The organism is Candidatus Binatia bacterium, from assembly GCA_035631035.1.
GTDB lineage: Bacteria > Eisenbacteria > RBG-16-71-46 > SZUA-252 > SZUA-252 > DASQJL01.
In genome coordinates, this window is record DASQJL010000053.1 from 14,726 (window position 1) to 31,239 (window position 16,514).

The 16,514-nt window shown below is 70.1% G+C and carries 18 protein-coding genes; 10 read left to right on the forward strand and 8 right to left on the reverse strand.

Annotated elements, in window-relative coordinates:
* The first annotated feature begins 34 nt into the window (after nt 1–34).
* Both VE326_05015 and VE326_05020 read left to right on the forward strand, forming a co-directional pair.
* Entirely contained in the window at nt 35–850 is an 816-nt protein-coding gene (locus tag VE326_05015; protein ID HYJ32559.1) for a methyltransferase domain-containing protein, read from the forward strand.
* A complete protein-coding gene (locus tag VE326_05020) occupies nt 847–1,290 on the forward strand; it encodes a hypothetical protein (protein HYJ32560.1) in 444 nt (147 codons plus the stop codon). Before VE326_05015 ends, VE326_05020 begins: the two co-directional genes overlap by 4 nt.
* Here VE326_05020 and VE326_05025 read toward each other — a convergent pair.
* Nucleotides 1,287–1,910, reverse strand: a complete 624-nt coding sequence (locus tag VE326_05025) for a tyrosine-protein phosphatase (GenBank protein ID HYJ32561.1) — start codon at nt 1,908–1,910, stop codon at nt 1,287–1,289. The two genes, VE326_05020 and VE326_05025, sit on opposite strands and share 4 nt — an antisense overlap.
* 170 nt (nt 1,911–2,080) lie before the next feature.
* Here VE326_05025 and VE326_05030 point away from each other — a divergent pair, with 170 nt between their 5' ends.
* The 5 genes from VE326_05030 to VE326_05050 all read left to right on the forward strand — a co-directional run bounded on the left by VE326_05030 (nt 2,081) and on the right by VE326_05050 (nt 6,747).
* Nucleotides 2,081–2,323 (forward strand): hypothetical protein, encoded by a 243-nt coding sequence (locus VE326_05030; protein ID HYJ32562.1) that lies wholly within the window; start codon nt 2,081–2,083, stop codon nt 2,321–2,323.
* A 43-nt stretch (nt 2,324–2,366) separates the two neighbouring features.
* A complete protein-coding gene (locus tag VE326_05035) occupies nt 2,367–3,278 on the forward strand; it encodes a DMT family transporter (protein HYJ32563.1) in 912 nt (303 codons plus the stop codon).
* 128 nt (nt 3,279–3,406) lie between these two features.
* Nucleotides 3,407–4,888 carry a radical SAM protein gene (locus tag VE326_05040; protein ID HYJ32564.1) on the forward strand — a complete coding sequence of 494 codons (1,482 nt, stop codon included), beginning with the start codon at nt 3,407–3,409 and terminating at the stop codon, nt 4,886–4,888.
* On the forward strand, nt 4,888–6,012 hold the full coding sequence (locus VE326_05045; GenBank protein HYJ32565.1) for a PLP-dependent transferase: 1,125 nt from the start codon (nt 4,888–4,890) through the stop codon (nt 6,010–6,012). Before VE326_05040 ends, VE326_05045 begins: the two co-directional genes overlap by 1 nt.
* 42 nt (nt 6,013–6,054) lie before the next feature.
* Nucleotides 6,055–6,747, forward strand: a complete 693-nt coding sequence (locus VE326_05050; GenBank protein ID HYJ32566.1) for a rhomboid family intramembrane serine protease — start codon at nt 6,055–6,057, stop codon at nt 6,745–6,747.
* A gap of 78 nt (nt 6,748–6,825) precedes the next feature.
* Here VE326_05050 and VE326_05055 read toward each other — a convergent pair whose 3' ends face one another.
* The 5 genes from VE326_05055 to VE326_05075 are packed head-to-tail and all read right to left on the reverse strand — an operon-like array spanning nt 6,826 to nt 12,608.
* Nucleotides 6,826–6,960, reverse strand: coding sequence for a hypothetical protein (locus VE326_05055; protein HYJ32567.1), 135 nt, complete (start codon nt 6,958–6,960; stop codon nt 6,826–6,828).
* 60 nt (nt 6,961–7,020) lie between these two features.
* The gene (locus VE326_05060; protein ID HYJ32568.1) at nt 7,021–8,331 is read right to left on the reverse strand and encodes an MFS transporter; all 1,311 of its coding nucleotides are present in this window, start codon (nt 8,329–8,331) and stop codon (nt 7,021–7,023) included.
* Nucleotides 8,328–10,868 (reverse strand): lantibiotic dehydratase, encoded by a 2,541-nt coding sequence (locus tag VE326_05065; protein ID HYJ32569.1) that lies wholly within the window; start codon nt 10,866–10,868, stop codon nt 8,328–8,330. The genes VE326_05060 and VE326_05065 overlap by 4 nt, the downstream gene beginning before the upstream one ends.
* 5 nt (nt 10,869–10,873) lie before the next feature.
* On the reverse strand, nt 10,874–11,755 hold the full coding sequence (locus VE326_05070) for a thiopeptide-type bacteriocin biosynthesis protein (GenBank protein ID HYJ32570.1): 882 nt from the start codon (nt 11,753–11,755) through the stop codon (nt 10,874–10,876).
* 43 nt (nt 11,756–11,798) lie between these two features.
* Nucleotides 11,799–12,608, reverse strand: coding sequence for a hypothetical protein (locus tag VE326_05075; GenBank protein ID HYJ32571.1), 810 nt, complete (start codon nt 12,606–12,608; stop codon nt 11,799–11,801).
* A 43-nt stretch (nt 12,609–12,651) separates the two neighbouring features.
* Between VE326_05075 and VE326_05080 the strand changes: the two genes are divergently transcribed.
* Complete coding sequence (locus VE326_05080; protein HYJ32572.1) at nt 12,652–13,419, forward strand: metallophosphoesterase; 768 nt, start codon at nt 12,652–12,654, stop codon at nt 13,417–13,419.
* Here the strand turns inward: VE326_05080 and VE326_05085 are convergent.
* Together VE326_05085 and VE326_05090 are read right to left on the reverse strand one after the other, a co-directional pair.
* Entirely contained in the window at nt 13,379–13,615 is a 237-nt protein-coding gene (locus VE326_05085; protein ID HYJ32573.1) for a hypothetical protein, read from the reverse strand. The two genes, VE326_05080 and VE326_05085, sit on opposite strands and share 41 nt — an antisense overlap.
* Nucleotides 13,591–15,045 carry a phage holin family protein gene (locus VE326_05090; protein HYJ32574.1) on the reverse strand — a complete coding sequence of 485 codons (1,455 nt, stop codon included), beginning with the start codon at nt 15,043–15,045 and terminating at the stop codon, nt 13,591–13,593. The genes VE326_05085 and VE326_05090 overlap by 25 nt, the downstream gene beginning before the upstream one ends.
* A 234-nt stretch (nt 15,046–15,279) precedes the next feature.
* On the opposite strand from VE326_05090, the gene VE326_05095 reads away from it, so the two are divergent.
* Both VE326_05095 and VE326_05100 read left to right on the forward strand, forming a co-directional pair.
* The gene (locus VE326_05095) at nt 15,280–16,245 is read left to right on the forward strand and encodes an alpha/beta fold hydrolase (GenBank protein ID HYJ32575.1); all 966 of its coding nucleotides are present in this window, start codon (nt 15,280–15,282) and stop codon (nt 16,243–16,245) included.
* Nucleotides 16,246–16,289: 44 nt separating this feature from the next.
* Nucleotides 16,290–16,460 (forward strand): hypothetical protein, encoded by a 171-nt coding sequence (locus VE326_05100; GenBank protein ID HYJ32576.1) that lies wholly within the window; start codon nt 16,290–16,292, stop codon nt 16,458–16,460.
* Nucleotides 16,461–16,514 lie beyond the last annotated feature (54 nt).

Consider the following 16,514-nt stretch of genomic DNA (forward strand, 5'->3'; position numbering starts at 1 on the left):
GGCCTGCCGCGCCCGGGAAGGTATCCTCTCGCCCATGACCGACCTCAACCCGCATGCCGAGCAGATGGCCGACGAATCGATGGTGCGCACGCTGGACGCGCAGGCGCGCGCCATCTGGCCCCAGGAATCGCAGCTGATCCGCCGCTACGGCCTGCGCGACGACATCCGCATCCTCGACGCCGGATGCGGGACCGGCGAGGGATCCTCGCGTCTGGCGGAGCTCTTCCCGCGCGCCGAGGTGCTCGGCGTGGACATCCTGGACGTGAGCCTGAACCGGGCCCGCGCGCGCTACGCCGCGCTGGCGCCGCGGCTTCGCTTCGAGAACCAGAGCGCCTTCGAGCTGCGCGAGCCGGACCGTTCCTTCGATCTCACCGTGAACCGCCACGTGCTCCACTCCGTCCCGCATGCCGAGCGCGTGCTGGCCGAGCTGGCGCGCGTGACGCGCCGGGGCGGCCGCCTGCACCTGATCGTCGAAGACTACGGGATGCTCCACTTCGAGCGCGACGAGATCGATCCCCGCGACTTCTGGCACGAGGGCCCGGCCCGGTTCGGCGCCGCGACCCAGACCGATCTCTTCGTCGGCCGCCACGCCTATCGGCACCTCGTGGAACTCGGACTGCGCGACATCACGATGGAGTACGTGATCGTCGACACGCTGCGCGTTCCGCGCGAAACCTTCGCGCAGATCATCGAGGCGTGGCGGGACGGCTACGTGGACGTGACCGCCCGCTACAGCGACATGACGCGCGAGCAGGCGCGCGCCTATTTCGATCAGATGATCGCGAACATCCGGGATCCCAAGGGCTACGCGGTCTGGATGGTCCCCGTGATGAGCGCGATCGTGCCGTGACCCCGGGGCGGCTCCTGAGGGTCGCGCGCGCGGCCGCCGCCGTCCTGGCCGTCGCGCTCGCGGCGGGCTGCGCGCGGGAGACGGGCCGGCTCACGCCCGAGCTGGCGCGCCGCATCGAAACGGAGGGCGTCCTCCACCGGGCCGACAATCTCAAGTTTCGCCGGAGTCACGACGTCGGCCGGTACGACGCAGGCTGGCGCGAGGGGGTCGCCTCGATCATCGTCACGCGCACGTCGGTCCTGATCCACCGCAACGATCAGATCTTTCTCGAGATCAATCCGCGAAGCCGGCGATTCCTGCAGGTTCGCCGGGAGGGGCAGCGCCTTCGAATCCGCTCGGGAAGCGGGGGGTCTTCGGAGGTCTGGTCCTTCGAGCCGCCCGACAGCGCGGAGGCCTGGGCGAAGGACATCCGGGCGGTGATTCGAAAGCCGTCCCGCTAGGGGGAGGGGGCCGGCGCCGCCTGGGCGGTCGCCGTCGTCGGGGCGGCAGAGCCGGGATACGCCTCGACGTAGCCGCGCAGCCGCCGGTACCGTCCGCTGAATCCGAACGAGTCCATCTCCGCCAGCGCCTCGTCCTTGGTCCAGCCGCACGCCTCCATCCGATAGATCGCGGACATCGCGCCCGTCCGATCCTTGCCGGCGTGGCAGTGGATGAACACCGGATATTGGGTCGAGTCGGTGACGACGGAGAGGAACTGCCGCACCTGGGCCTGGGTTGGAGGCTGGGCGCTGAAGAGGCTGGAGGCCATCGGAATATGGACGTAGCGCATGCCGGAGCTCACCACCCACGAGCTCTCGGCGTCGTTCGTGAGGAAACTCACCACGGTGCGGTAGCCGTGGTCGCGGAGATAGCGCAGGCCGTCCTGGTTGGGTTCCCCGCCGCGCGCCAGGCCGGGCCGGATCAGGGCGAAACGGGCGATGCCCACGTTCTCGGAAACGCGCTCCGCGAAGGCCCTTCCGCCGTTGGCGGCATTTTGAGCCTGGCGCGCCAGCGCCGACCCGGGGCCCAACAGCATCAGGACGGCGGCCGTGAGGGCGATGTGGCGGCGGGAATAAATCATGGTCCTTCCTACCCCGGTTCCGGGACGGTTCTCCTGACTCTTGGATGATCGGCAGGTCCCCCGGATGCATCGCCCCGGGTTCCGCGGCCTCACGAGCCGGTGGACAGGATCGGCATCGGACCGCATGATGATGAGGAGACGGTAGTTCGTTTTCCCCTTTCGGAGCACGGATGACCCCCGCCCGTCGACAAGCCTGGTTCAATGGACGCATCCAGCTCGGTCTGCTGTTCCTGGTCTTCGCTTCCCTCTGGCACTGGCTGATCCATCCCGGCTCGCGACTCTCTTCGAGCGTCGTGGACGCGGTGGGGGGCGTCCTCTATGGGATCTCGATCGGCTGCATGCTCACCGGGCTGCGGCTGAACACGCTCCGGGGCGTGGGCCGGGGACCCGGCTCCGACGCGAGCGCGCGATAGCGATCGCCGCCCCTGGCCCGGGAGCATCGAGGCGATTGCGTCGGTGACGGCTCTCTTCACGCTGTTCGCCCTCGCGGGCTTCGCCGCGAACTCCATCCTCTGCCGCCTGGCGCTCGGTCCGCGCGCGATCGACCCGGCCTCGTTCACCGCGGTTCGCCTGGCATCGGGAGCGGCCGCCCTGGCACTGCTCGCGGCGGCCCGGCCCCGGACGCGGCGCCGCCCTTCGCAGGCAGCCTCGTGGACGTCGGCGCTCCTCCTCTTCCTCTACGCGATGCCGTTCTCCTTCGCCTACGTCTCGCTCGGCGTCGCGACCGGCGCGCTCATCCTCTTTCTGTCGGTGCAGGCGACGATGCTCGCCGGCGCGCTGATCGAGGGGGAGCGGGTCCACTGGCTGGAAGCCCTCGGCATTCTGTCGGCGCTGGCCGGCCTGGTCTACCTGGTCGCGCCCGGGCTCGCGGCCCCCGACCCCAAGGGAGCCGTGCTCATGGCGGCGGCCGGCGCCGCCTGGGGGATCTACACCCTGCGCGGCCGGCGCTCGCAGGACGCGATCGGGGACACGGCGGCCAACTTCGTCCGCTCCGTGCCTCTCGCGATCGCCGCGCTGGCCCTGCTCTGGGCCCTGGCGCGCGCCGCGGGCCGCCCCGTGGAGTCGCGCGTCACGGCCGGCGGTCTTCTGCTCGCGATCGCCTCGGGCGTGCTCGCCTCGGGCGCGGGCTACGCCGCCTGGTTCGCGGCGCTCCGGAGCCTGCGCGCGCTCCAGGCCGCGGCGCTCCAGCTCACGGTGCCGGTCATCGCGGCGGCGGGAGGGATCCTGCTTCTTTCGGAGCGGATCTCGACGCGCCTCGTGGTTTCGGCAGCGCTCATTCTCGGGGGCGTGGCCATGGCGGTGGGGGGCCGCGCGGCCCGAACCCGCGTAGCATCCCGTAGTTCGTCGCCCAAGGCACTTATGGGCTAGCCCCGGACGCCGATTCTCCGGTAGCGTTTCATGGACGTTCAACGAAGGGAGGCACCATTCGGAAATTACGCATAGCCGTACTCGACATCGTCGCCCGGGCACCGACCCGGGCTCTCTACGCGCGCATCATGCACGCCAACCTGGCGAGCATCATGCCCCAGGTCATCGCGGTCTGGTGCGAGGAGGAAGGCCATGAGGTCCACCTCACCTGCTACACCGGATTCGAGGATCTCGATGAGCTGATCCCCGCGGACATCGACCTGGTGTTCATCAGCGCCTTCTCGCAGGCGGCGCAGTTCGCCTACGCCTTGAGCAACCAGCTCCGCGCGCGCGGCGCGGTCACCGCCCTCGGCGGGCCCCACGCGCGCTGCTATCCCGAGGACGCCCGGAAATACTTCGACTACGTCTTCGGGTTCACCGACAAGGAGACCGTCCGGTCGGCGCTCACCGACTGCGCGCCGCACCGGCCGCTGGGCGTCCTGCTCGACGCGAAGAAGCACCCGGCGACGCTCCCGGGCGTCCAGGAGCGGTGGAAGTTCATCGAGCCGACGCTCCGGAAGGCGCCCACCTTCAAGATCGTTCCGATGATCGGCAGCCTCGGCTGTCCCTACACCTGCCCCTTCTGCATCGATTCGACGGTGGAGTATCAGCCGCTCGGCTTCGAGCAGATCAAGCAGGACCTGCGCTTCCTCCGGACCAAGATGAAGCACCCGCGCGTGGGGTGGCACGATCCCAACTTCGGGGTGCGGTTCAACGACTACATCAACACGATCGAAGAGGCGGTGCCTCCGGGCAGCATCGATTTTCTCGCCGAGAGCAGCCTCTCGCTCCTGTCGGAGCCGCACCTGGTCCGCATGAAGCACAACAGCTTCAAGGCGATCCTGCCCGGGATCGAGTCCTGGTACTCGCTGGGGAACAAGGCCGGCACCGGCAGCAAGATCAGCGGCATGGACAAGGTGCAGCAGGTCTCGGCGCACGTGAATACGGTGCTCCGCTACATCCCCTACGTGCAGACCAATTTCGTCCTCGGCCTCGACATGGACGAGGGGGATGAGCCGTTCGAGCTGACCAAGCGGTTCATCGACATGACGCCGGGCGCGTTTCCGGGCTACTCGCTGCTCACCGCGTTCGGAAAGGCGGCTCCGCTCAACCTCGAACTGCAGCGGGCCGGGCGCGTCTCCGGCTTTCCGTTCCACTTCCTGAACAACAACCACGCGATGAACGTCCAGCCGAAGAACTACCAGTGGCGGGAGTTCTACGACCGCGTGATCGACCTCACCAAGTACAGCTTCTCCTGGCGCTCGATCGCCAGGCGCTTCCGGGGCACGAAGGAGCCGATTCCCAAGTGGATGAACGTGGTGCGCGCCATCTCCACGGAGGGTTTCGGGCGGATCCGGTATCACTCGCGCGTGCGCGAGCTCCTGGACGCCGACCCGTCGTTCCTGCCCTATTTCACGGGACAGAGCGAGAAGCTGCCTCAATTCTACGTGGAACGGATCAAGCGGGACCTGGGGCCGCTCTGGCCCCATCTCCCGGAGGGTTCCCTGTACCACGACCCGAACGCCTATCTGAAAACACACAACACGGCCCTTCCGATCAGCGTGGGGTGATGCGCTTCGAGACGCGGGCGGTCCATGCCGGGGGAGAGCCCGATGCCGAGACGGGCGCCCTCGCTCCGCCCGTTCATCTTTCCACCACGTTCGAGCACGGCCCGGCCGGCGAGGCGCGCGCCGGGCACATCTACATCCGCGAGTCCAATCCCACGCAGGCGCGCCTCGAGGCGGCGCTCGCGGAGATCGAAGGAGGGGAAGCGGCGCTGGTCTTTGCCTCGGGCGTCGCCGCGGGGGGCGCGTACCTCCAGGCGCTCGATCCCGGCGCGCACGTGCTGTTCCATCGCGATATCTACTACGCGTTCCGGACCATGGCCCAGGAGTACCTGCCGCGATGGGGGCTGGAAGCCTCGTCGGTCGACATGACCGACCTCGGTGCCGTGCGCGCGGCCGTCCGGCCGAACACGCGGCTCTTCTGGGCGGAGACCCCGACGAACCCCCTGATGCAGGTGCTCGACCTGCGCGCGCTCGCGGCCGAGTCGGCCCGCGCGAAGGCCCGGCTCCTCGTGGACGGCACCTTCGCGACTCCCGCGCTGCAGCGGCCGCTCGAGCTGGGCGCCGACGTCGTGCTCCATTCGACCACGAAGTATCTCGGCGGACACGGCGACATCCTGGGGGGCGCGCTCGTCTTCCGGTCGCGCGACGACACGGTCGCGCGCGTGCAGCACCACCGCCACATCCTGGGGCCGATCGCCTCGCCGTTCGCCTCCTGGATGGTGCTGCGCGGCCTGCGCACCCTGGCGTGCCGCGTGGAGCGGCAGGCCGCGAGCGCGCTCGCGCTCGCGCTCGCGCTGGAGGGGCATCCGGGCCTTCGGTCGGTGCACTACCCGGGCCTCGCATCGAACCCGGGTCATGAGATTGCCAGGCGCCAGATGAGCGGCTTCGGCGCGATGATGTCGCTGCGGGTCGCCGGAGGGCGCGAGGGAGCGCTTCGCGCGGCGCGGGGGGTCCGCCTCTTCCGGAACGCGACGAGCCTCGGCAGCTTCGAGAGCCTCCTCGAGCACCGCGTCTCCGTCGAGAGTCCGGACACCACGACTCCCGACGATCTCCTGCGGCTCTCGATCGGCCTGGAGCACCCCGACGATCTGATCGAGGACCTGCGCCAGGCGCTCGCGGGCGCCTGATCCCTCCGTGCGATCCCCGCCGGCGCGGCGGAGACGACGAGCATGAGCGAGCCTCCCACCGTCAGCGTCCGGGGCCTCCTCTTCCCGAAGCGTGGCGTCTCCGCCACCGAGCTCCTGCTCGCGGCCAACGTGACCGTCGCGGCGGTCCTCTTCGCGCTCCTGGGATCCAGCTACCCCTATGCCCTGCGCGCATGGGCGGGGGAGCGCTGGATCGACGTGCACGCGCACGGCGCCTACGGCTGGCTCCTGCCGACGCTCTTCCTCCACGCGGGACCGGGGCACCTCACGAGCAACCTGCTGGCGCTGGTCGCCGCGGCGGGAGCCGTGGAATTCCTGATGGGAGGAGGATGGGCGGTCGCCCTCTATTTCCTCACCGGGCTCGGCGCCGCCTGGATCTCCTACACGGGGCACGGCGCGCCGCCGCTCAGCATCGGCGCCTCCGGGGCGATCATGGGGCTGGTCGGCTGCACGGTGTCGTTCCTCATCCGCAGGCGGCGCTCGTTCAACTACGCGCAGCGGTGGAAAGTCTGGCGGGTCTACGTCCCCCTCTTCCTCCTCGTCTTCCTCCCCACGCTGGTCCACGCCGACGTTCACGCCCACATCGGCGGATTCGCTTGCGGCCTCGCTCTCGGCTTCTTCGTTCCGCCCCATCGGCGGGTGGCGCTGCTGGCCGCGGTGGATTCGCTGCGCGACGAGGCGGACACGGAGGCGGCTGCGGGCGAGGAGGAGTTGTAGCGGCGGGAAACGTACGAAGGGCGGTGCGACCCGATGGCCGTACCGCCCTTCACCTACTGCGGAAGGGAACCGCCCGCCTCAGTTCTCCTCGGAATCTTCCGGAGTCACCAGAACGGGGCACGTGCAGCGCGGCGAGGTGCTCGAAGAGCCGGTGCATCCCGGCTTCGGGCCGCTTTCCACTTCCACGACTTCCAGATCCAGGTTCTCATTCATGGGGAGCCTCCTGCCTAGGTGGATTGGAAGAGCGGGTCGAATTACCCGCGGGCCCGAATCTTACTCCCGGCGCGAGAGGCCGTTCCAGCCTGTTTCCGCGGTTCGATCATCGGCGTCGGGCTCGGCGGCCAGGGCGCGTGTCAACATGACCCACCCGACGGCCCCGCCCGCCACGCAGAGGGCTCCCGCCACGAAGAAGACCTCGCGTATCCCCACGCGGTCGGCCACGAGCCCGGCCCATCCCATCGAGACCATCATCACCGCCAGTAGCATCGTGTCGACCGCCGACTCGACGCGTCCCAGCAAGGAGTTGGGCGTGCGGCGCTGGAGAATGGCGTTGGTCGCCGACTGCATCGGCATGGCGAAGAGCCCGAGAAGGAGGAGGCAGGCGAGGACGAAGGCGAGATCGGGGGCTACGCCCAGGAGCACCGTGGCCAGTCCGATGCCGGCGAGGCCACCGCCCACGAGGAGCGCGCTCGAACGCGACAGGCCGCTTCGCGCCGCCCACGCGCCGCCGAGCAGAAGTCCCGCGACCTGCGCCCCCCTGGCCAGCGCCACCGAGGCCGCGGGGACGTGGAGCGTATTCACCAGGAAGGGGACGAAGAGCACGGAAACCGCGCCCGTCCCGAGCGAGGCGACGGCGAACGAAATCAGGACCGCGAGGAGCACGCGGGAGCCGAACACCAGGCCCAGCCCGTCGAGGAGCTCCCGCAGGATGCCGCGGCCCTCTTCGATGGAGGGCGCATCCGCGCGCGTGGCGGCGATCCCGCCGGCGCGGATTCCCGCGACGCATCCGGCCGAGACGAGGAAGCTCGCCGCGTCCAGCACGAACGCCGGCCAGCCGCTTCCCGCGAGCGGCACCAGCACGCCGGCGAGCGCGGTCCCGATCAGGCCGCCCACGACCTGCGTCGTCTGAAGGAGGGAGTTGGCGCCGAGGAGCTCGGCGGGCGCCACCAGCCCAGGGGTGAGCGCGGCGCGCGCGGGATTGAAGAACACGCCGACGATCGCCTGGAGGAATCCGAGCAGGTAGAGGAGCCAGAGATCGCCGGGATCGCGGATCAGGAGAAATCCGAGCACCAGGGCCCCGCGCGCAAGGTCGGCGACGATCATCGTGCGGCGCCGGTCCCAGCGGTCGGCCATCACCCCGGCGAAGAGGCCGAGGCCCAGCTGCGGAACGGTGAGGACGACCGAGAGGGTCGCGATCATCGCGGCCGATCCGGTCAGCCGGTTCACGGTCAGGACCAGCGCGAGCCAGGTGAGGCCGTCCCCGGCCTGGGACACTCCGTGGGCGATCCAGAGGCGGCGGAAATCGGGGCGGCTCAGCGCGGCGCGCGCGCCGCCTCCATCCTCCGGAGCGCCGCGCGGGCTCATTCGGTGCCACTCGTCGCGGGATCCAGGTTGTCGATGTGCGCCAGGAATTCTGTGGCGTGCCGACCGCCGCTCGGCGTGCCGGCCATCCATAGGTCGGCGGGGCCGGGGAGCATCTCCGTGACGTGGACCCGCGCCGCCCGCGGAAACGAGCGGCGCATGAGATCCACGAACAGGGGCGCGTCCAGGTTGGCGTAGAACGGCTTGGGCTCGGCATCGGTGTGGACGAACAGATCGGCGGGCAGCCCGTGCGCTCGCCGCCAGCGCTGCGTCTCGAGGAAACGCTCCTCCGCCGTCGTTCCACCGGGCAGCTCGGACGCCTCGAACGCCCATCGCCTCCGGAACAGGATCACGTTTTCGAATCGGAAGCGCGGCCAGCGCCTCACTTCGGGGTGGTCGAATCCCGGCAAGAGGCCGAGCGGCTGCAGGTCTTGTCCCCCGACCATCGTGAGGAAGGAGACGAACCCCTCCGGATTGATGCCGCTCGAGATCACGGGGACGATCTCGATCCCGCGGGAGACGGAGCGCAGGTGGAAGCGGCCGGCGGCGGAGTCCCACGTCGCCGTGAGGTCGGCGAGCGGAATCGCCTCGCGCCCCTCGGTCGCGCGATCGCCCGGCAGCTCGATCTCCAGGGGAAAGAGCGGCGGGCGGAGCCCCGCGTTGGCGGTGCGCCCGCCGTGCATGAAGGTCACCTCGGCGAACGCGGACCCGGGGCGGGCTCGCCGCGCCCATCCCTCCTCCAGGACGCGCACGATCGGATTCTCCTCCCCCTCGACGGCCGGCCGGTGCAGGTGGGCCAGCCGCGCCACCGAAAGGCCCGCGCCGGGGAAGAGCGCGTTCAGACAGACCCGCGCCGCGCGGTCCGCGGCCGACGCAGCCGAGGGTGCCGCCACCTGGAACAGCGCCGCGCAGGAGAATCGCGGCTCGGGGGCGTCGCCGGCGATCTCGATCCAGTCCGCTTCGGACAGGAGGACTTCGTCGGCGCCGGCCGCCTCGGCCCGCCTCGCCCGCTCGGCGAAGAAATCACGCGCGCGCTCGAACGCGCGCCCGGCGGCCTCGCGCCGCGGGGAATCGGATCGGCCGGACGCCGCGGAGACGAAGGCGGAGAGCGGCGCCTGCGCGGCGGGCTCGAACAGGCCATGATAGAAGTCGAGCACCGGGATCGGCGCGTCGGGCGGGTAGCGCTTCAGGAACCGGGCGGCGAAGGTCTCGCGCGTCAGCCGCTCCGGATAGATCGCGCCGTAGAACCGCGCGTAGAGCGGGAGGAGTCGCTCGAGACCGGCGAGCAGCGCCGCGGGAAGCGATGCCTCGAATCCCGTCGCGGCATCGCAGCGGACGAGATCGTCGCCCGAGAGCGGACGGGCGTGGGGCAGGGCCTCGAGACGCGAGGCGACGCGGTCGATCCGTGCCGGGATCTCGGAGATCGGCGCCTGCGCCAGCGCGTCCACCTCCGCCTCGATCGCGAGGAGCTCGCCGGCCCAGGGCGCGCCCGGGCAGCGCGCGGCGAGCGCGCGGAGCGGCCGCCGCTCGCTCCAGGGGATCTCCACCTCGGCGATCAGCACCCCGCGCTCCACGAGCTTCGCGTAGAAGGGTGCGGTGTCCTGGCCGACGCGGGCGGAGACCGTCTCGATCACGCGCCCGGCGGGGATGCGTCCGGTCGCCTCCTCCAGGAACATCCGCAGCACCGGGTGGTCCTTGATCTCGAGACGGACCTCGTCGTCGTTCTCGCGGCGCGGGCTGGCCGGCCGCCAGAGCGTCCAGCGATCGCCCTCGCGGCGCAGCGTCGGATTGGCGCGCGGGAAGATCGCCGCGGCCGCTCCGGGCGAAACCGCGAGGCACGCCGTGATCGTCCGCGCCTCGCCGACGTGCAGGGCGAAGTCGAGCCGCGCGACCGCTCGCCCGTCCCGCACTCCAGCCGGCGCATCGCCCAGACGGCCGATGCCCGTGGCGCAGAAGAGGCCGTTGGGGCTGGTCTTCGCGGCGAAGCGCCCCAGGTAGGCGAGCACCTTGGAGGCGGCGTGGCGTTCGCGCTGGCCCCACGAGCCCGCGAGAGCGTCGGCCCGCCCCAAAAGCTCGCGCGCCGCGAGGCGAAGGCCCGCGCGAACGAAGGGATCGCGCGCCGCCGCGGCGATCGCCGCGCGTCCGCCCGCCTCGCACCTGGCATAGGCGGCCGCGTATTCGGCGCGGGCCCGCTCGACCGCGCACGCCGCGTCCCGATGCGCGCGCATCCTCGAGCCGAGCTCCGCGGAGAGAAGGGGCGCCGCCTTTGCGAGGTCCCCCTCGGACAGGGCCCGCCCGTGGTGGATCGCGCGGCGCAGTCGGAGCACGGCGCCCCGGGCCCCGGCCAGCTCCGGCGCGACCCCCGCCCCGGCCGCCTCGTAGAGGAGCGCCGAGAGGCGCTCCGCATCGGCCGCGCGCGATTCCAGTCCGTCCAGCAGCGCTCCGGCGGCGGCGCTCGCCTCCTCGCCGCGCAGCGGGGCCAGCGCCTCGAACGGCAGGCCGGCCACGCGGACGATCAGCAGGGGAGCCGTGTGCGTCATCGCGGTCAGGCGGCGGTCTTGGCGCGCTCCTCGAGCATGCGGGCCATGAAGAAGCGGAGGATCGCCTCGGGGACCGCCTCCACGCCGAGGCGGTTCGTCATCATGTGCGTGTAGGACCAGAGGAGATGGACCAGGCTTTGCCGGATGCGGCCCGCGCGATGCTCGCGCAGGATCGACTCCACGATCGGTCGCGCCTGCTCGAGGAACCGGGCCGCGACGGCGGCGGCTTCGGCTCCGCCATAGAATCGCGCGGGGTCCTCGGCCGCATCGCCGAAGAAGAGCCTCTCCAATCCGGGGCGGAGCGCCTGGAAGCGGGTCTCCAGCGCCGACAGCTCCTCCGCCTCCCACGTCTTCAGCTCGAGCGCCCAGCCGTAGCCGTACTTGTAGAAGTCGATGCGCTCCCGCGCCGAGAGCTCCGCGAGATCCATGAAGCGGTCGACCAGCGCCATCGCCAGCTCGCGGCGCGATTTCTTCAGGAGGCCGGCGCGGTCGATCCGCACGAGATCGAGACAGGCGAGCGAGTCGACGTGGAAGAGCTTCTCGGCGAGCGCCATGCCGGTCTCTCCACCGTAGCGATCGAGCTCGCGGTCGTAGCGCTGGAACTCGTGGCGCTCGATCGTGCCGTCCGACTCGAGCTCGCGCACCCGGCGCTCGACGTCCGCGCGCAGGTCCCCCTCGACCCACGAGCGGCGCCCCAGGACGCGGAACCGAAGCTGCCACTCCGGCTCGGAGAAGCGGACGAAGAAGAGGGAATCGAGGTCGGGGTGGTTCTGGATGCTGGCGGCTAGGGGTGCCACGAAGGTCTCGAGGATCGACTCGTGCCGCTCGCGAGGAACGATGAGGAGGCTGTAGAGACAGCCCTGGTCGGATGCGGGGGGAGGTTCCATGAGGGCGGAATTGTACGCTCCCGCGGCGCGCCGCGCCCACTCCCTAGGGCGATTTCCGCTCCTGCGCCTCCCGATTCGCCTGCGCGGCGCGCGTCCAGGTGACGACGTCCTCCGGACGCATCCGACCCTCCGGAGGGAGCCGCGCGTCGCGATATCCGCGCGCGAGAGCCTCGAGGTATTGCTCGCGGGACAGGAGCGTTCCCCGGCAGACCCGGTCCTCCTCCCCCGATCCGCGGCGCGCCCGCTCCAGGTCGGAGAGGAGGTATTCCCAGACCCACGAAGGCACCCGGTCTCGAGCGGAGGGGAATGCGAAGAGGAAGAGCGTGAGGTGGGCCAGCAGCACCAGCGGGTAGTCGCGGAAGCGCTGCAGGAGCCGCTGCCAGTCGAGGTCGGCGCCGCGCGCGAGGATCAGATGCGCCACGTCCGCGCCGTCGTAGCGGTCGCGCTCCATCAGAAACGCCTTCGACCAGATCATCTCCTCGGCGGGGGAGATCTTCACGCGGTGTCCCAGCACCTCGTCTTCCGACGCGTGCTCGAACCACGCCTCGTCGACCATCGCCACGCCGTTTCCGGAGCTGAAGATGACGTCCACGTAAGCCTTCCCCTTGTAAATCTTGCCCAGCCAATGGGGGAAGGTCATCTCGGTCCGGTACCCCAGCTCCGCGAAGTGCTGCAGCACCCGCTCCGCGTCGGCCGGGAGAACGAAGATGTCGAGGTCGCGCGTGGGGCGGCCCGTTCCGGTATGGCGCTTCAGGGCGTACCCTCCTCCGATGAGGAACGGGATCTGCGATTCGCACATCGAGTTGAGGACCGCCGCATAGAAGGAGACGGATTTCGGGCGCGTTTTCTGCATGGCTCGGAGGACGGCTCCAGGGTGGGGAAGCGAGGAGGATCCGATGACTGACGGCCGAGAACCGGCGCGGCTGCGAATCGCGGCGGTGGCGGACATCCACTATCCACATTCCAGTGACGCATCCACCGTGCCAGCGCTGGCGAGAGCGGTCGAGCAGGCTGACGTACTGCTGATCTGCGGCGACCTGACGCACCACGGGCTGGTCGACGAAGCGGTCGAGCTGGCGAAGCTCCTGTCCCGAATCCAGATTCCGATCCTGGCGGTCCTCGGGAACCACGACTTCCATTCCGACCAGCAGGAGGAGATCAAGCGGGCGCTCAAGGATTCTCCCGTCCAGGTCCTGGACGGGGACGCCGTGGAGATTCGCGGCGTGGGCTTCGCCGGGGTGAAGGGGTTCGCATCCGGGTTCGGCCGCCGGGTGCTCGAGCCCTGGGGCGAGCCGGTGGTCAAGCAGTTCGTCCGCGAGGCGGTCGAGGAGTCGCTGAAGCTGGGCGCCGCCCTCGCCCAGCTCCGGGCCGAGACGCGCGTGGCCCTCCTCCACTACGCTCCCATCGTCGAGACGGTGGAGGGAGAGCCCGCGGAGATCCATCCCTTCCTGGGCAGCAGCCGGCTCGAGGAGCCGCTCAACCGCATGCAGGTGTCGGCCGTATTCCACGGGCACGCCCACCATGGACGGCCCGAGGGGCGGACCAGCGCCGGCATCCCCGTCTACAACGTGTCGCTTCCCCTGCTCCGGCGCACGCAGCCGGGGGAGTCGCCGGTCCGCATCGTCACGATCGAGATAGGCGCCGCTTCACCATCTTCAGGGTGATGACCACGGCCGCGATCCCCGCGACCACCCCGAGGAGGGCGGGACCGCGGCGGCGCAGCTGCAGCTTCCAATCGGTCATCTCGTGCCGCCGGTGATCCAGCTCGTCGAGCACCGGCGTCATCTCCTCCCGGATCGCCTCCACCTCGCGCTTCAGCTCCTCGGGCGAGGCCTTCACGCCATGCGTTCCTTGGCCCATTGCACGTCCTCCTTCAGGGTCTTCTGGGTCCGTTCCAGGGGATTCTTGACGCGCTTCGACCGCGCGACGGCGGCGGCGATCCCGGCGATCGCCAGCATCGCGACGCCCACGATCAGGGCCGCCATCCACGGCGCCATGCTGGTCGCCAGCCCCAGCACCGCCGCGGCGGAGAGGAGGCCCAGTCCGAGCAGGCCGAACAGAGCCGCGACCGCGAATCCCACGATCATGGTTACGCCCGATTTCACGCTGGCGTTCACCTCCGCCTTGGCCAGCTCCAGCTCCTTCCTCAACAGCTCCGACGTCTGCCGGAAGAACTGCCCGAGAAGCTCGCCGGTCGACGCCGACTCGAGCGGGCGCGGTTCCGGCGCCGCGTCCTCCACACGTTTCGAATTCATGGATCCTCCCTCCGCCGATGCGGCGGCCTGCAAGAGTTGCGGCTCCCCCTCGATCGCGCGGGCGAGCTGCACGATTTTTCGATAAACGACCTGCCACTGCTCGTAGGGAACGTCGAGCGTCCCCAGATCGCGGCCCGCCTCGCGGACGCGCGCCAGGAGCACGCGCGAGTCCTGGTGCGCCTCGGGCTCGTTCTCGTAGACCCGCCACACGCGATGCACCTGGCGCTCGAGCTCCTGGGCGTCCGGATCGAACGTCTGGAGTCCCGGCCCCCGCGCGAACGTTTCGGCGATCAGGCCGTGGGTCCACGAAGCGCGTTTCTTGTCGCCCCGCACGAGCGCGTCGCTGGGATAGAGGGCGATCTGGAGCGACGCTCCCCGCCAGTGCGCGAGCTCCCGGGGGATGAACCCTCGCAGCGCCCGGCCGCCCATCCGTCGCAGGATCCCGGCCGGCGTCTTCATCCACCAGGGCGGCTCGGCCCGCGCGGCATCGAGATCGTTCGCCTCGATCAGGCGGTCGATCTGGTCGGCGGCCTCCCGGTACTCGTCCCCCTCGGTGATGAGGGGCACATGCTCGTCCGACCACCCGCGCAGCACGGAGACGATCCGAAGCGCCGGGACCGTGAGGAACATCACGGCGAACGCGGCGGCGAGGCCGATCGTGAGCGGAAATCCGCGAAGCACCCGCTTCACGAACGGCTCGCGCTCCGTGCCCGGGGGAGCCTTGGCGGCCACCACCAGCCCCACGATCGTAGGGATCAGAAGCGCCAGAGCGATCCAGACGATGCGCACGACGGAATCGGGCACCGACCGGGCAAGGGGGATGAAGGCCAGAAGGAACGTGGCGACCTTGGGCGCGGCGATTCCGACCAAAAGGAGCGGCCAGAGGACCGCCATGGCCACGACCCCCGAGAGGATCGTCTCCTGCCGGGACGAGGTACGGCCGAACAGGGCGATCACGGCCCAGCCGAAGATCGCATTCAGGACCTTACCGGCCGACCGTCCGAGGAATGAGAGGAACGCCTGCACCAGGACCATGGGATGACTCGATTACAAGTTGCCCTCGGGCGTCGACGCCACGGGGCCGCGAACATGAAGTCAGCGTGGCCGCCGGGCCGTTTGCCCGGCGCCGCCTCGGCACCTAGCCAATTCCATGCCTCGGCGCCCTGCGAGGATGTCAGTTCCCGCAAATCCGATAGGCGCGAGGCATCCGGCGGACGTAGGCTCGGCGCTCGACCCCCAGCGTCCGACCGCTTCCGAAAGGAGTCCTCGATGTTCCGCAGCCCCAGCTGGTTCCTCGGCGTCGCCTGCGCCGCCCTCGTGATGGCCGCGACCCCCGCGGCCGCCGGTCCCGCCGCGCCGTCGGGCCCGGGAGCGACCTTCACCGCCGGCGGCGGCGCCACGATCTGGTACGAAGTCCGCGGCGGCGGGAACGGCCGTCCGCTCGTCATGGTGAACGGCGGTCCCGGTTTCGATCACAACTACGTGCTCTGCTCCGACGCGTGGGACACGCTCGCGAAAAAGCGGCGCGTCGTCTTCTATGACCAGCGGGGGAACGGCCGGTCGGGCGCGTTGGCGAAAGAGCAGTCCTGCACCCTTGCCGATCAGATCGCCGATCTGGACGCGCTGCGCGAGCAGCTGCACGCCGAGACGATCGATCTCCTGGGGCACTCCTGGGGCGGGTATCTCGTCATGGCCTACGCGGCCCGGCATCCCCAACGCGTCGCGCACCTGCTCATCGTGGACTCCGCCGCTCCCAAGTGGGCCGACACGGAGTTCATCTTCAAGTACATCTTCCCGGAAGGGATCGATCGCCAGGGGGTGCTGGATTTCGCCGACGCTCTCGGCGACAGCGCCTCCGGCCGCCAGAGCCTGGCCGAATACCTCCGGATGCTCTTCGTCTCCGAGCAGAAGCGCGACGAGTTCATGAAGAACGCGGATCGCTATCACTACAGCCGGTCGGTCAACGAGGCGCTGAACGCCGACCTCGCCAAGTACGACATGTGGCCGGTGCTCCCGACCCTCGCGATGCCGACGCTGGTCCTGACGGGGCGCTACGACATCAACGTCGCCCCGAGCACGGCATGGAAGATCCACAAGGCGATCCCCGGTTCGGGCTGGCAGGTGTTCGAGAAGAGCGGACACCTGCCCTACTTCGAGGAGCCCGAGAAGTTCGTGCGCGTGGTCGAGGACTTCCTGGGCGCGCCGGCCGCACGGGCCGCCTCCGTCGATCACTGAGATCCGGCCGCCGGTCGCCGGGCGGCCATGGAAAGGGGCGGGGCATGGATGAGGTCAAGGTCACCTGCAAGTCGATGGGATCGGGCGCGGCGCTGGGGCCGCTCTGGTTCATCGGCTGGCTGTTCACGATCGGCTATCTGAAGCTCGCCTTCTGGAAGGGCGTCCTGGCGCTGGTGGTCTGGCCCTACTACCTGGGGGTCTTCTTCCGGAAGTAGCTCACCGGCCTCCCATTAAGGAAGGTCCCGATCCTGCCGATACCGTCAGGACGA